We start from the raw sequence: 13,529 nt of genomic DNA on the forward strand, positions 1-13,529 counted from the left end.
TGTCCGGGCAACCGCGTCGACGGAGCGCAGACCCGTCGTCGGGAGCGCGGAATGTCGGTTTTCCGACCGGTTCGGTGACCTCAGCCCAGCGGCCGCAGCACCGCGCCCTGCTCGAGCGCCGCGGTCGAGACCGACTCCGAGAAGCGACGGTCGGCATCGCCGACGCTGACGAGATAGCCCGCGTCGGTGTACTCGACGCCGCTCACCTCGAAGGTGAGTTGGCACCCGTCGTCGCCGCGGAGGAACACCGACAGCGTGGTGCGGGCGACCTCCCCACCGGCCGCGTCGTAGAGGACGACCGGTGCGCCGCGGGCGAGTGTGCCGCCACCGGGCAGCGTGGCGACCTCGGTCAGACAATCCGCGACCACCCCACCCTTGGCGGTGAACGTGGGCGTGGTCAGAAGGCCGGCGACGACCGCGACGCCCACGACGACAGCGAAGACGATCATCGCGGCCGTGGTCGCGACGATGACCGGGACCCGGGTGCGTCGCTGCCATGTCCGGCGCGGCAGCGGTGGACCGGGGTCCAGCCACATCTCGGGTGCAGGGCCGTACCCCGGGGTCATCGACCCGCCCGTGCCGCGATCCATCAGCTCCCCCTGCAGACCGGTGCGGTCACTTCTTGGGCGGGAAGTATTTGATGAGCGCTTCTTGCACGACCGACGTCGCGAGAGTGCCGTCGCGCATCCAGAATCGGCCCGATCCCATTCCGCGCGACCCGGTCGCGACCGGCGACCGCGTGGCGTACAGCAACCAGTCGTCGAACCGGAACTCGCGGTGGAACCACATCGAGTGATTGACGGTCGCGGCGAACAACCGGTCCATGCCCCATGAGAGGCCATGGGTGGTGATGATCGAGTCCAGCACCGTCGTGTCCGAGGCGTAACACATTGCGGCGACGTGCATCACGGGGTCGTCGGGCATCGTGCCGTCGGCTTTCATCCACACCCGGTTGTCGGTCAGCTTCTCCCCCGCCTCCTTCGCCTTCCAGCTCGGATCGTTCGCGAAACGGATGTCGATGGGGTGCAACGCATTCACGAAGGCCGCGATACGGTCCTCGTAGCCCTTGAAATGCTCACCGAGAGTGGGCAATTCCTCCGGATAGGGCACCTGGGGGATCTCCACCGCGTGCTCGAGCCCAGAAGTGTTGTCCTGGAACGCGACCAGCATCGTGAAGATCTCTTCGCCGTCCTGCTTGGCCGTCACCTGACGATTGGCGAACGACCTGCCGTCGCGGAACCGGTCGACGTGGTACTCCAACGGTTTGGTGACATCACCACCACGGATGAAGTGCGCGTGCAGGGCGTGGATGGGCGGATTTCCCCGACTCAGACTCCGGGCCGCCGCGACGACCCCCTGGCCGAGCAGCTGACCGCCGAACGTCCGGGCGGTGACCTGCTCGGGATGGTGCCCGATGAACAGGTCATCGCCCTGACGTTCGACGTCGAGCAATGCGAGTAGCTTGCCGAGATCCCCGGCCTGGTCCACGGTCATGCCTCACACCCTAGAACCCGGACGCGGCCGCGTGGTGCACCGGCCCGAGCAGGAGCGGACGCGGTCAGTGGTCCTGCTCGCCGATCCGGTGCACGTGGATCAGGTTGGTCGAACCCACCGTCCCGGGCGGGCCCCGGCCACGATCACCACGACGTCACCCTCGCTGAGTCGGCCGATACGCAGCAGCTGATGGTCGACCTGGTCGATCATGTGGTCGGTCGTGTCGACGTGGTCGACGATGAACGTCTCGGTTCCCCAGCTCAGCGCGAGCTGGCTGCGGACAGCCTGGGTCGGCGTGAACGCCAGCAACGGGAGGCGCGAGTGCAGACGGGCCAGTCGACGCACGGTGTCCCCGGACTGGGTGAACGCGACCAGCGCCTTCACCTCGAGGCGCTCGCCGATGTCGCGCGCCGCGTAGGAGATGACACCGCGCTTGGTACGCGGCACGTGGGACAGCGGCGGCACGTCACGGGGGCCGGTCTCGACCGCCCGACAGATCCGGTCCATGGTCCGCACCGTCTCGAGCGGGTACTTGCCCACCGACGTCTCGCCGGACAGCATGACCGCGTCGGCACCGTCGAGGACCGCGTTGGCCACGTCGGAGGCCTCGGCCCGGGTCGGGCGCGAGTTCTCGATCATCGAGTCGAGCATCTGGGTCGCCACGATCACCGGCTTCGCGTTCTCACGGGCCATCTGGATGGCCCGCTTCTGCACCAGCGGCACTTCCTCGAGCGGCAGTTCGACGCCCAGGTCGCCACGGGCGACCATGATCGCGTCGAAGGCCAGCACGATGGCCTCGAGGTTCTCGATCGCCTCGGGCTTTTCGAGCTTCGCGATGACCGGCACCCGGCGGCCGACGCGGTCCATCACCTCGTGGACCAGTTCGATGTCGGAGGGGCTGCGCACGAAGGAGAGCGCCACCATGTCCACGCCCAGTTCGAGGGCGAATTCCAGGTCGGCGATGTCTTTCTCCGACATCGCCGGCACCGAGACACTCATCCCGGGCAGCGACAGCCCTTTGTTGTTGCTGACCGGGCCGCCCTCGGTCACGGTGCAGAGGACGTCGTTGCCCTCGACCGCGGACACGGCGAGGCCGACCTTGCCGTCGTCGACGAGCAGGCGGTCGCCGGGGCTGGCGTCCTCGGCGAGCTGCTTGTAGGTGGTCGAGACGCGGTCGTGGTCGCCCACGACGTCGTCGACGGTGATGCGCACCTGCTCGCCGGTCTCCCAGACGGTCGAGCCGTCACAACCGTCGAAACGGCCGAGCCGGATCTTGGGGCCCTGTAGGTCGGCGAGGACGCCGACGGCTTTCTCCGTGGTGTCCGAGGCCTTGCGGACGCGCGCATAGACGGCCGCATGGTCCTCATGCGTGCCGTGGCTGAAGTTCATCCGGGCCACGTCCATGCCGCTTTCGACGAGCTCTTTCAGTCGCTCGTCGCTCGCGGTGGCGGGGCCCAGGGTGCAGACGATTTTGGTTCGGCGTGTCACAAGAACACCTTAGTCCCGTCCATGGTCCATCTCCATGTCGCCGACGACATGTCACCGGCCCGCCACCGGCTGTTACCGCTGGTGGCGAGCCGCTACCGCCGAGTATGAAATTTACTTAACTTGTTGCGGCCGCGTGTGTTCGACCGAGCCCGTTGGGTGGCGGCGAGGGCCTGCTCAGCGCACCGACAGGGGCAGGGACGCCGGACGGACCGGAGACGGGAGGTCGGACTCGCCGACCAGGAACTCGTCGACCGCACGCGCGGTCGAGCGACCTTCCGCGATCGCCCACACCACGAGCGACGCGCCGCGGTGGGCGTCACCGCAGACGAACACGCCCGGGGCGTCGGTCTGCCAGTCGCTCCCGCAGGAGATGACGCCGCGCCGGTTCGGCTCGATCTCGAGATCGGCGAGCAGCGCCCCACCCCGTACCCCGGCGAACCCGATCGCGAACAGGGCCAGCTCGCAGGGGATCTCGAATTCCTCACTCACCGGCGTGATCTCGCGGCGCCCGTCGGCATCGCGCGTCACCTCCACCTCGGCGAGCACCATCGTCGTGACGTTGCCGTCCTCGTCACCCTCGAATCGCTGCACCGCGACCTGGTGCAACCGTTCACCGCCCTCGTCGTGTGCGCTCGAGGTCCGCATGATCAACGGCCATGTCGGCCACGGCGACCGTTCGTCGTCGCGCTGCCCGGGCAGTTCCGGGTTGTAGTCGAGTTGCACGACCGAGGCCGCACCCTGACGGTGCGCCGTACCCAGGCAGTCGGCTCCCGTGTCGCCACCGCCGATGATCACGACGTGCTTGCCCGCGGCGGTGATGGGTGACGGCCCGTCGCCCTCGCACTCCTTGTTGGCGGGCACGAGATGCTCCATGGCGAGGTGGATGCCGTTCAGCTCCCGCCCCGGCACCGGGTTGTCGCGTGCCTCCATCGCACCGATGGCCAGGACCACCGCGTCGTGGTTCGCGCGTAGATCGGCGACCGACAGGTCGGCCCCGACGTCGCAATTGGTGACGAAGGTCGTTCCCTCCGCCCGCATCTGGGCGATACGCCGGTCGATGTCGGACTTCTGCAGCTTGTACTCCGGGATGCCGTAGCGGAGCAACCCGCCGAGACGGTCGTCGCGCTCGTAGACGGTGACGTCGTGACCGGCCCGCGTGAGCTGTTGTGCCGCAGCCAGTCCCGCGGGTCCGGAGCCGACGACCCCGACCGACTTGCCGGTGGTGGACTCAGGCGGCTCGGGCCCGATGATGCCTTCGGCCCACGACTCGTAGGCGATGGTCTTCTCGATGCGCTTGATCGTCACGCTGCCGCCGGTGGCCGGTTCGGAGATCGACAGCACGCAGGCCGACTCGCACGGCGCCGGGCACACCATCCCGGTGAACTCCGGGAAGTTGTTGGTCGCGTGCAGCCTGCTGCTCGCGGCATCCCACCGGCCGCGCCGGACGAGGTCGTTCCACTCCGGGATGAGATTGCCCAGTGGGCAACCCGCGGTTCCCGAATGACAGAACGGGATACCACAGTCCATACACCGGCGGGCCTGTCCGCTGACCTCGTCGAGGACCTTGATCGGATTGTCGGCGTGCTCGTAGACGTCGTCCCAGTCCTGGACGCGTTCGGCGACCGGACGGTACTTCGCCTCTTTCTTCGGGACCTCCAGGAACCCGCGCGGGTCAGCCACGTGCCGCCTCCATGATCGCTGAATCGACGTCGCGCCCTTCGGCTTCGGCCATCCGGGCCGCGTCGAGGACACGCTTGTAATCGGTGGGCATCACCTTGGTGAACGCCAGGCAGCGTCGAGGCCAGTCGGCCAGTATCGATGCGCCGATCGCGGAACCGGTCAGTTCCGTATGCGTGGCGATGGTGTGCTTGAGCCAGGCGAGGTCTTCCGGGTCGGGACGCAGGAGTTCGACCATGGACATGTTGACCTTCGCGGGATCGAGGTCGTGGACGAACGCGATACCACCCGACATGCCGGCCGCGAGATTGCGTCCCGTTGGTCCGAGGACGACCACCCGGCCACCGGTCATGTACTCGCAGGCGTGGTCGCCCACTCCTTCGACGACCGCCGTCGCACCCGAGTTGCGTACCGAGAAGCGTTCGCCCACTCGGCCTCTGAGGTACACCTCGCCGGAGGTCGCCCCGTAGAGGATCGTGTTGCCGGCGATCACCTGGTCCTCGGCGACGAACAGCGAGTCGGGATTCGGCGTGACGACGATCTTGCCGCCGCACAATCCCTTTCCGACGTAGTCGTTGGTGTCACCGGTCAACCGGATCGTCACGCCCGGCGGCAGGAAGGCCCCGAGCGATTGCCCGGCCGAGCCCTCGAGCCTGACCGTGATCGTGTCGTCGGCGAGGCCGTCGGCCCCGTACCGCCGGGTCACCTCCGAGCCGAGCAGGGTGCCGACCGTCCGGTTCACGTTGCGCACCGGCAACTCCAGGGTCACCGGGTGTGCGTCCTCGAGTGCACCCTCGGCGAGCTGGATCAGCGTCTGGTCCAGCGCGCGCTCGAGGCCGTGTTCCTGGCCCCGCACCCGACGACTCGGTCCCTTGTCCTCGACCTTGCGGAAGATCGGGCTGAGGTCGAGCCCCTTGGACTTCCAGTGCGCGACCGCCGCGTCGGTGTGCAGACGCTGCGACTGCCCGATGGCGTCGTCGAGCGTGCGATAACCCAACTGCGCCAGATACTTCCGGACGTCCTCGGCGATGAAGCGGAAGAAGTTGACCAGGTGGTCGACCTGACCGGTGAAGCGGGACCGCAACAGCGGATTCTGGGTGGCGACGCCGACCGGGCACGTGTCGAGGTGACAAACGCGCATCATGATGCACCCGGCGACGATCAGCGGCGCGGTGGAGAACCCGTATTCCTCGGCGCCGAGCAAGGCCGCGGTGATGACATCGCGCCCGGTGCGCAGCGCCCCGTCGCACTGCACCGTGATGCGGTCGCGCAGGCCGTTCAGCATCAACGTCTGCTGGGCGTCGGCGAGGCCGATCTCCCACGGCGTGCCGGCATGTTTGAGCGAGGTGAGCGGCGACGCGCCGGTGCCGCCGTCGTGCCCGGAGATGAGGACGACGTCGGCGTGCGCCTTCGACACCCCGGTCGCGACCGTCCCCACGCCCACCGCACTGACCAGCTTCACGTGGATGCGTGCCTGCGAATTCGCGTTCTTCAGGTCGTGGATCAGCTGGGCGAGGTCCTCGATCGAGTAGATGTCGTGGTGCGGCGGCGGCGAGATCAGCGCGACACCCGGCGTCGAATGCCGGGTCTTCGCGATCCACGGATACACCTTGTAGGCCGGGAGCTGGCCGCCCTCACCGGGTTTGGCACCCTGCGCCATCTTGATCTGGATGTCGGTGGCGTTGATGAGGTAGTCGCTGGTCACGCCGAACCGGCCCGACGCGACCTGCTTGACCGCGCTGCGGCGTTCCGGATCGTACAGACGCTCCACGTCCTCGCCGCCCTCCCCCGAGTTCGAGCGGCCGCCGATCCGGTTCATGGCCATCGCGATGGTCTCGTGGGCCTCCGCGGAGATCGAGCCGTAACTCATCGCGCCGGTGTTGAAGCGCTTCATGATCTCCTCGACCGGCTCCACCTCGTCGAGCGGGATCGGTTCGCGCGCATCGAGATCGAAGTCGAACAGTCCGCGCAGGGTGCCACCCTCACGCGAGAGCCGGTCGACCTCGTCGGAGTACTTCTGGAAGATCTCGGCCCGGCCGGTCTTGGTGGCGTGCTGCAGCAGGAAGATGGTCTCAGGCGAGAACAGGTGCAGTTCGCCCTCGCGGCGGTACTGGTACTCGCCGCCGACCTCGAGTCGACGGTAGACCTGTTCGGTGGGGTTCTCCGGGAAGGCCCGGTGGTGGCGGATGCGCACCTCCTCGGCCAGTTCGTCGAGTCCGACGCCCTCGATCCGCGACACCGTACGGGTGAAGTACTCGCGCACCACCTCCGACGACAATCCCACGGCCTCGAAAGCCTGTGCCGCGGTGTAGGAGCTGATGGTCGAGATGCCCATCTTGCTCATCACCTTCAGCACGCCCTTGCCGAGCGCCTCCAGATAGTTGCCGATCGCCTTGGCCCGGGTCACCCCGGTCAGCTCACCTTCGGCGATCAGATCTTCGATGGTCTCGAGCGCCAGGTAGGGATTGACCGCGGCCGCGCCGAATCCGATCAGGGTCGCGATGTGGTGGACCTCGCGGGCATCGCCGGACTCCACGACGAGGGCGACCCGCGTCCGCTCCTTGGTGCGGACCAGGTGGTGATGCACCGCCGAGGTGGCCAGCAGCGACGGGATGGGCGCGTGCTCGGCGTCGGTGAGCCGGTCGGAGATCACCAGCGTCGTGTGCCCCTCGGCGATCGCCTGACTGGCCCGCAGCCGGAGGTCCTCGAGCGCCGCGGCGAGACCCGCACCGCCCTCGGACACCTCGTAGAGCGCCCGCAGCACCTTCGCCGACAGACCAGGATTGTCACCGTCGTCGTTGATGTGGACGAGCTTGGCCAGCTCGGCATTGTCCAGCACCGGCCAGTGCACCATGATCTGGCGGCACGACGCCGCGGTCGGCCGCAGCAGGTTCTGCTCCGGACCCATCACGCGACTCATCGACGTGACGATCTCCTCGCGGATCGCATCCAGCGGCGGATTCGTGACCTGGGCGAACAGCTCGACGAAGTAGTCGTAGAGCAGCCGCGAACGCTGCGACAGCACGGCGACCGGGGTGTCGGTGCCCATCGATCCGAGGGGTTCGTAGCCCGACGCCGCCATCGGGGTCAGGAGTACGCGCAGATCCTCCTCGGTGTAACCGAAGGAGATCTGCCGGCGGACGACGGTGTCGTGGTTGGGCTGGAAGACCGGCCGGTCCGGGAGCGTGGCGATGTCGAGCAACCCGGCGTGGAGCCACTCGTCGTACGCCTCGGCGTTCATGAGCTCGCCCTTGAGTTCCTCGTCCGGGATGATCCGGCCCTGCTCGGTGTCGACGAGGAACATGCGGCCGGGTTCGAGCCGGCCCTTGCTGATCACATCGTCGACCGGGACGTCGAGCACACCGGACTCGGAGGCGAGGATGACCCGGCCGTCGCGGGTCTGCCACCACCGGCCCGGGCGCAGTCCGTTGCGGTCGAGGACCGCGCCGACGACCGTGCCGTCGGTGAACGTGACGCACGCGGGACCGTCCCAGGCCTCCATGAGCGAGGAGTTGAACTGCAGGAACGCCCGACGACGGGGATCCATGTCGGGCACGTTCTCCCACGCCTCGGGCACCATCATCATCACCGCGTGGTGGACGTCCCGACCGCCGAGGTGCAGGAGTTCGAGGACCTCGTCGAGCGACGCCGAGTCGGAGGCCTCGGGCGTGCAGATCGGGAATGCGCGCTTGAGATCGCCGGGGATGAGGTCGGTCTCGAGGAGCGCCTCGCGGGCACGCATCCGGTTCCGGTTGCCGCGCACGGTGTTGATTTCGCCGTTGTGCGCCACGAACCGGAAGGGGTGCGCGAGCGGCCACGACGGGAAGGTGTTGGTGGAGAACCGGGAGTGGACGATGGCGATCGCGCTGAGGCAGCGGTCATCTCGCAGATCCTCGTAGTACAGCGGGAGCTGCATCGTGGTGAGCATGCCCTTGTAGACCATCGTTCGACTCGACAGCGATGGGAAGTACAGCCCGGTGCCGGCTTCGTCGATCTCCGGTGTCACCCGTTCGGCCTGCTTGCGGAACGGGTAGATGAAGCGGTCGAGCGCGAGCCCGGCGATGCGGTCGGCGCCGGGCGCCGGGTCGACGGTGACGAACAGCTGCATCATGTACGGCATGCATGCGACGGCCGTCCCGCCGACGTCGGCGTGTTCGTGGTCGACGGGGAGGTCCCGCCAGCCGAGCACGGTGATGCCCTCGTCGGCGGCGAGGGCCTCGACCCGCTCGATCGCCGCGCGGCGCAGGTCGGGGTCCATGGGCAGGAAGCACGTTCCCGCGGCGTAGCTGTTCGACCCGTCCGCGGCGGGCTCGGGTAGGTCGAAGTCGACGGTGTCGCGCAGCAACTCGTCGGGGAGTTGGATCAGGATTCCCGCGCCGTCACCGCTGTTGGTCTCCGCCCCGGCCGCACCTCGATGTTCGAGGTTCTCCAGCGCCAGCAACCCGTCGGCGACGATCGAATGCGAACGGCGACCGTGGATGTCGGTGACCATGGCCACCCCACACGAATCGACCTCGGCCTCCGGGTCGTACAGACCCTGCTTGGCCGGCAGCGCAGAAAACAGCATCACTACCTCCACTTGAACCGAGAACCGGCTCGCTGCTGAGTGTCCAATGGGACAGCACTGGCCCGTGGAGCATTGCGCGGCGTACGAATGACCGTGCCGAGATCGGTACCGGGCTGAGTCAGAACCGTTGAGCGCTTGCGTGCTCTGGAACGGTCGGTACCGGGCGGAGGATCGCGCACCGTGAGATCCGATTCTATCCGAACACCCGGGGAGGCGTCGTCACCCGCGACCTGTGACCCTGCCGACGGATCAGCTCGTGGCAGGACCGAACGTCAGGACTTGTCTCCGTCGGAGGAACCGGCACCGGCACCCGGTGTGGTGTCGGTGGGGGTGTCCGTCGGGATGTCGGTATCCGACTCCTCGGCGGGATCGGCGGTGTCGGTGACCGCGTCGGCGTCGATGTCCGGATCGGCGTCGGCGACCGGATCGGCGTCGGCAACCGGATCGGCGTCGGCAACCGGGGCTGCGTCGGGGACCGAGCCGGTGGTCGAGTCGTCCTTGTCGGCCGCGTCCATGTCGTCGTCGGCCTCAGGGTCTGCGGAGTCCACGGTCTCGTCGGCAGCCGGTTCGTCCCCCGGCGACGTCGCCGTCTCCGGCTGAGCGGGCGTTCCGGCCTCGGTACCGGCCTCGGTCGCTGAGGTCGTCTCCTCGTCGGCCCCGAGGTCGACCGCTTCGTCTGTCGGAGTTTCGGGGTGCGAGGTGGTGTCCGACTCGGCCCCGTCGAGCGCTTCCTCGTCGAGCGCTTCGTCGACCGGCTTTTCGCCACCGGCCTCGACGGTGTCCTCGCCCGGCTCGACCGGACCGTCGGCAACCGGCTCCGGTTCGGCAACCGGCTCCGGTTCGGCGCCCGGCTCCGCTTCGGTCGTCGAGTCCGTGTCCGGTTCGACGCCCGGCTCCGCATCGCTGCCCGCGGCCACGGGGTGTGCGGCCGCAACCGGGTCATCCGTGCCGGCGGTGTCGTCGGTGGACGGCTCCCCCACCGCGCCCGCCTTCCGACCCTGGTCGTCGGAATCGAACAGGGATGATCCCGCCGCACCCGTCGCCACCCCGGCGGCGGCCGCCGGACTCGGCTCCGGTTCGATGTCCTCGTCGTACCAGTCGTCGACGTACCCGGCGACACCCTGCTCCGCGAGCTCCGCGGCACGGTCGTCGTGATACATCTCCAGTCCCTGTTCGCGTCCCTTGGGCGCGACCACGAAATAGACGACGGCGGCGAGGAACACCAGCGCCGCGGTGAAGAGGTTCGGTCGGATGCCCGCGATGTCGTTGGCGACGGCCGCGCGGTCGTCGCGCAGCAATTCGATGAAGAACCGGCCCAGGCAGTAGCCCGCGACGTAGAGCGCGAACAACCGGCCGTGCCCGATGCGGAAGTACCGGTCGACGACCACCAGGAGCACGACGATGAGCACGTTCCACAGCAGCTCGTAGAGGAAGGTCGGATGGACCACCGCGACCACGACGCCGTTGGACACGCCGTCGATCAGTCCGGGGTCGGAGTACCCGGCGGCGTTCTCGCGTTCGTAGATCTCCAGGCCCCACGGGAGTGTGGTCTCGCGTCCGTAGAGCTCCTGGTTGAAGTAGTTGCCGAGGCGACCGATCGCCTGTGCCAACAGGATCGGCGGCGCGATGGCGTCGCCGAAGGCGGGCAGGCGGATGCCGCGCCGACGAGCGCCGATCCACGCGCCCACCGCACCGAGCGCGACCGCGCCCCAGATACCGAGTCCGCCGTCCCAGATCTTCAGTGCGTCGATCGGTTCCTTCAGCGCATCGGCACCGAAGTACGTCTTCCAATCGGTGATGAGATGGTAGAGCCGGCCACCGATGAGGCCGAACGGGACCGCCCAGATCGCGACGTCGAGAACTTCGCCGTCCTGGCCGCCGCGGGCCATCCATCGGCGGTTGCCCCACCAGACGGCGACGATGATGCCGACGATGATGCACAACGCATACGCGCGTAGCGGGAAGGGTCCGATCTCCCACACGCCCTGAGGCGGACTCGGGAGGTAGGCGAGCATCGTCGAGGTCGGCGCGATCACGCTGTCACCCTAGCCGACCGGATGGGACGTTCGACCTGTCGACCGGGACCCGCCGCGTCGATCACGAGAGCGTCCGGTTCAGACAGACGCCCGACGCGAGCGGACCCCTTCGGCCAGTTCGGAGACGAGCGAGGCCAACCGGTCCTGGCCCGCGTTCGCCGCGGTCACCAGCGCCGAACCCACGATGACTCCATCTGCGTACGAGGCGATCTGGGCCGCCTGCTCGCGGTTGCGAACGCCGAGACCGACGCCGATCGGGATGTCGGAGTACTCGCGAACCCGCGCGCACAGCTCAGGAGCCATGTCCGACACGGCATCTCGCGCACCGGTGACACCCATCGTGGAGGCCGCGTAGACGAAACCCCGGGACGCATCGACGGTGAGGGCGATCCGCTCGGTCGTCGACGACGGAGCGACGAGGTAGATGCGGTCGAGCCCGTGCCGGTCCGCCGCCTCGTGCCACTCCGCGCCCTCTTCGGGGATCAGGTTCGGGGTGATGAGTCCGGCACCGCCGGCCGCCGCCAGATCGCGGGCGAAGTTCTCGACGCCGTACTTGAGAACGGGGTTCCAGTAGCTCATGACCACCGCGTTGCCACCGGCGGACGTGATGGCTTCGACCGCGGTGAACACGTCACGGACGCGCACCCCGTTGGTCAGTGCCTGGTCGGCGGCGTCCTGGATCGTCGGGCCGTCCATCACCGGGTCGGAGTAGGGCACGCCGACCTCGATGATGTCGCAACCGGCGTCGACCATCGTCCGGAACGAGGTCAGCGACTCGTCGACGGTCGGGAAACCGACCGGGAGGTAACCGATCAGCGCACTGCGACCCTCGTCCCGGCAGCGGGCGAACACGGGGCCGAGCTTCGACGGGATCGACTGTGTGCTCATGCCTGCTCTCCGGGCTTCTGGACGTCCGACGATTCCGACAGGGTGGCCTCGTCCTGGGACGGCGGGGCGTCGAACAGCCCGAACCAGCGTGCGGCGGTGTCCACGTCCTTGTCGCCGCGACCGGAGAGACTGACGACGATGATCGAACCCTCCCCCAGTTCCTGCCCGAGTTTCAGGGCGCCGGCGACCGCATGGGCCGACTCGACGGCGGGGATGATGCCCTCGCGGCGACTGAGCAGCGCGAGTGCATCCATGGCTTCGGTGTCGGTGATCGGCCGGTACTCCGCCCGTCCGGTGTCCTTGAGATAGGCGTGCTCGGGTCCGACCCCCGGATAATCCAGGCCCGCCGAGATCGAATGGGATTCGATGGTCTGACCGTCGTCGTCCTGCAGGAGATAGGAGTACGCGCCCTGGAATGCTCCGGGTGTCCCACCGGTGAAAGTCGCTGCGTGGCGGCCGGTCTCGACGCCGTCGCCGGCGGCCTCGAAGCCGACGAGCCGGACGCCCTCGTCGTCGATGAACGGGTGGAAGATGCCGATCGCGTTGGAACCACCGCCGACGCAGGCGGTCACCGCGTCGGGCAGGCGTCCGGCCTTCTCCAGGATCTGCACGCGCGCCTCGAGCCCGACGATGCGCTGCAGATCGCGGACCATGACCGGGAACGGGTGCGGCCCGGCAGCCGTGCCGAAGCAGTAATAGGTGTTGTGCGCGTTGGTGACCCAGTCGCGCATGGCCTCGTTGATCGCGTCCTTCAGTGTCGCCGAACCGTTGTCGACCGCGATCACCTCCGCACCGAGGAGTCGCATGCGGGCGACGTTGAGCGCCTGGCGATCCGTGTCGACCCGGCCCATGTAGATCACGCACTCGAGACCGAGGAGCGCGCACGCGGTCGCGGTGGCGACCCCGTGCTGTCCGGCGCCGGTCTCGGCGATGACGCGGTGCTTGCCCATCCGCTGGGCCAGGAGCGCCTGTCCGAGAACGTTGTTGATCTTGTGCGAGCCCGTGTGGTTGAGGTCCTCGCGCTTGAGGAAGATCCGCGCCCCGCCGGCGTGCTCGGACAGGCGCTTCGCCTCGTACAGCGGAGACGGGCGGCCAGCGTAGTCGCGCTGCAGGCGGTCCAGTTCGGCGAGGAAATCGTCGTCGGCGCGGACCTTCTGGAAGGTCGTGGTCACCTCGTCGATGACGGCCATCAGGGCCTCGGGTACATGGCGCCCGCCGTAGACACCGAAGTGCCCGTGCTCGTCGGGTTCGATCGAGGTACGAGTGGTGAGCCCGACGCTCGCGGTGGGCAGCGGAGTCGCCTCGACGGCGTCGGTGCGGACGGAATCAGGATGAGCGGTCACTTCAACTCACAGACGATCGGGCCGACAGCATCACGC

7 protein-coding genes and 1 pseudogene are annotated in these 13,529 nt (G+C 68.2%); all 8 read right to left on the bottom strand.

All coding sequences use genetic code 11. From position 1 onward, the window contains the following. Positions 1 to 80: 80 nt before the first annotated feature. Positions 81 to 590, bottom strand: coding sequence for a hypothetical protein (locus QAD21_RS14635; RefSeq protein ID WP_280359789.1), 510 nt, complete (start codon positions 588 to 590; stop codon positions 81 to 83). A 25-nt stretch (positions 591 to 615) separates the two neighbouring features. Further along, the gene (locus tag QAD21_RS14640) at positions 616 to 1,494 is read right to left on the bottom strand and encodes an acyl-CoA thioesterase II (protein ID WP_065632354.1); all 879 of its coding nucleotides are present in this window, start codon (positions 1,492 to 1,494) and stop codon (positions 616 to 618) included. Between the two features lie 64 nt (positions 1,495 to 1,558). Further along, positions 1,559 to 2,982: pseudogene (pyk, locus tag QAD21_RS14645) on the bottom strand (pyruvate kinase). Positions 2,983 to 3,156: 174 nt separating this feature from the next. Continuing rightward, positions 3,157 to 4,662 carry a glutamate synthase subunit beta gene (locus QAD21_RS14650; RefSeq protein ID WP_137808510.1) on the bottom strand — a complete coding sequence of 502 codons (1,506 nt, stop codon included), beginning with the start codon at positions 4,660 to 4,662 and terminating at the stop codon, positions 3,157 to 3,159. After that, complete coding sequence (gene gltB, locus QAD21_RS14655) at positions 4,655 to 9,226, bottom strand: glutamate synthase large subunit (protein ID WP_280359791.1); 4,572 nt, start codon at positions 9,224 to 9,226, stop codon at positions 4,655 to 4,657. The genes QAD21_RS14650 and gltB overlap by 8 nt, the downstream gene beginning before the upstream one ends. 272 nt (positions 9,227 to 9,498) lie before the next feature. Next, entirely contained in the window at positions 9,499 to 11,262 is a 1,764-nt protein-coding gene (gene lgt, locus QAD21_RS14660; RefSeq protein ID WP_280359792.1) for a prolipoprotein diacylglyceryl transferase, read from the bottom strand. A 78-nt stretch (positions 11,263 to 11,340) separates the two neighbouring features. Further along, on the bottom strand, positions 11,341 to 12,150 hold the full coding sequence (gene trpA, locus QAD21_RS14665; protein WP_211539296.1) for a tryptophan synthase subunit alpha: 810 nt from the start codon (positions 12,148 to 12,150) through the stop codon (positions 11,341 to 11,343). After that, positions 12,147 to 13,493: a tryptophan synthase subunit beta gene (gene trpB / locus QAD21_RS14670; RefSeq protein WP_065632348.1), complete on the bottom strand. Its 1,347-nt coding sequence runs from the start codon at positions 13,491 to 13,493 to the stop codon at positions 12,147 to 12,149. Before trpB ends, trpA begins: the two co-directional genes overlap by 4 nt. Between the last annotated feature and the right edge of the window lie 36 nt (positions 13,494 to 13,529).

Origin of the sequence: Gordonia sp. SMJS1 (genome assembly GCF_029866425.1) — a bacterium.
Lineage (GTDB): Bacteria > Actinomycetota > Actinomycetes > Mycobacteriales > Mycobacteriaceae > Gordonia > Gordonia hongkongensis.

Coding starts and splice junctions, on each gene's coding strand:
- QAD21_RS14635 (WP_280359789.1), bottom strand. CDS start 590: ATGGATCGCGGCACGGGCGGGTCGATGACCCCGGGGTACGGCCCTGCA.
- QAD21_RS14640 (WP_065632354.1), bottom strand. CDS start 1,494: ATGACCGTGGACCAGGCCGGGGATCTCGGCAAGCTACTCGCATTGCTC.
- gltB (WP_280359791.1), bottom strand. CDS start 9,226: ATGCTGTTTTCTGCGCTGCCGGCCAAGCAGGGTCTGTACGACCCGGAG.
- trpA (WP_211539296.1), bottom strand. CDS start 12,150: ATGAGCACACAGTCGATCCCGTCGAAGCTCGGCCCCGTGTTCGCCCGC.